This is a genomic window from Azospirillum formosense, assembly GCF_013340925.1.
In the GTDB taxonomy this organism is placed as follows: Bacteria; Pseudomonadota; Alphaproteobacteria; order Azospirillales; family Azospirillaceae; genus Azospirillum; species Azospirillum formosense.
On sequence record NZ_WHOR01000461.1, the window covers coordinates 1 to 2018 of the forward strand.

The following is a 2018-nucleotide window of genomic DNA, read 5'->3' on the forward strand; positions in this document are numbered from 1 at the left end:
GGGGGCGGCGACGGTCACCAGGCCGAGGGGCCTGCCGGTGCCGCCCGCCGCGCAGCTCCCCTCGCTGAGCGGCGAGGGCCCCCCCGGACAGGTGCCGGTGGCCCAGATGCCCAGCCTGACCCACGCGGGCGCCGAAGCCGCGCCGGCCGCGGCGGGCCACGCGCCGGCGGCGCCGGTCCCCGGCGTCAAGCCCCAGCCGGCCGGCGCCGCCCCGGGGACCGCCGGCGGACTGGCCAAGGACGGCAAGGCCGCCTCGGCCCCCATCCTGTCGAACATGTCGCCGTCCCGCCTGCTCGACCTCATCCAGTCCAAGTGAGCCGGCGATGGATCTCTGGCGCATCCTGAGACGCGACGCCCTGCGCAACATGCAGCCGCTGGTGCTGCTGGCGGTGCTGGCGGCGGCCCTCAACCTCGCCCTGCTGACTTCGCTGAACAGCGCGCTGGTCATCATGGACGATCCGGAGGGGTTGCAGCGGCTGCTGTTCATCTTCCTGGTGTCCGCCTTTCTGTGGCGGATCTCGCAGGGCTGGATGATGAACGCGGCGTCCAAGCGCATGCAGGCGGCGCTGGCCATCCTGCGCGTCGATCTGCTGCGCCGGGCGGTGGCCGCCGACCTGCCGGACGCCATGGCGGTCGGCTCCGCCCGCCTCGCCCATGTCGCCGGGCCGGAGCTTCAGCTTCTCGCCCAGGCGGTGCCGACGCTGGTCATCAGCTTCCAGTCGGTCGCGGCCATCGTGCTGTGCCTAATCTATCTCGCCACCCTGTCGAACGCCGCGGTGCTGATCGTGCTGGGCTTCCTGACGGTCGGCGGCGTCCTGATCGCGCGCTCCGTGCTGCGGCTGGAACGGCTGTCGGAGACGATCCACGAGGCCGAGGGCGCGCTGTCCGAACGGTCGGACCACATCCTGCAGACGCTGCGCGAGTGCAAGCTGAACCGCCGCCGCGCCGCCAACGCGCTGTCCGACGCCACCGCCTGCGCCGAGGCGCTGCGCAAGGAACGCCATCGCTTCGGTGCCGAGTACAGCCACTATTTCACGCTGAGCGAGCTGACCTACTACGCCGCGCTGGCCGGGATCGTCTTCCTGCTGCCGGCGGTGAGCAGCACCGACATCGCGACCGTCGTCCTGGCCGGCCACGCCGCCGCCTTCATCGCCTATCCGGTCATCACCATCGTCGCCTCCTATCCCTCCTACATCAGCGCCGAGACCGCCGCCCGCTCCTATCTGGCGGTGGAGGCCGAACTGAAGGCGACGCCGCAGGCCGCGATGCCGCGCCGCGCCAAGGACGCGCCCGCAACCGGCTTCACCGGCTTCTCCACCATCGCCCTGGACGGCGCCGCCTACCGCCACGCCGGGCGCGACGGCATCGGCTCCTTCACCGTCGGCCCCATCGATCTGACGGTGGAGCGCGGCAGCGTCGTCTTCGTCACCGGCCACAACGGCGCCGGCAAGAGCACGATGGTCCACATGCTGCTCGGCCTCTACCCGGCGCAGCGCGGCAGTCTGACGGTGGACGGCGCGGTGGTGACGGCGGACACGCTGGGGTCCTACCGCGACCTGTTCTCCGTCGTCTTCTCCGACAACCACGTCACCCGCCAGCTCTACGGCGCGGTGTCGCCGGAGGACGGCTTCGCCGACGAGCTGCTCGACCTGCTGGAGATGTCCGACAAGGTGGCGGTCGAGGACCGCGCCTTCACGACGGTGGACCTGTCGCAGGGGCAGAAGAAGCGCCTCGCGCTGGCCGCCGCCCTGCTGGAGCGCAAGCCCGTGCTGGTGCTCGACGAATGGGCCGCCGACCAGTCCCCCTATTTCCGGCGGAAATTCTACCGCGAGATCATCCCCTGGATGAAGGCGCGCGGCATCACCGTGATCGCCGTGACCCACGACGACGCGTACTTCGACGCCGCCGACGTGCAGATCCAGGTGGAGCAGGGCGGCATCCGCCGGCTCGACACCCAGACCCTTCCGGCCCCCAACCTGCTGCCCGCCTGAACCCGGGCCAACGGATCGGAGCCACAC

General features: G+C 71.4%; 1 protein-coding gene and 1 pseudogene. Both read left to right on the plus strand.

Annotation, left to right across the window (positions count from 1 at the left end):
• Positions 1-316 (plus strand): annotated as a pseudogene (locus GBZ26_RS28985) (SPFH domain-containing protein); the annotation flags it as partial.
• Between the two features lie 7 nt (positions 317-323).
• Entirely contained in the window at positions 324-1991 is a 1668-nt protein-coding gene (locus GBZ26_RS28990) for an ATP-binding cassette domain-containing protein (protein WP_174441748.1), read from the plus strand.
• Positions 1992-2018: the final 27 nt, after the last annotated feature.

What these genes read in the sequence shown, in the direction of transcription:
- GBZ26_RS28990 (WP_174441748.1), top strand. Translation starts at nt 324, where the DNA reads ATGGATCTCTGGCGCATCCTGAGACGCGACGCCCTGCGCAACATGCAG.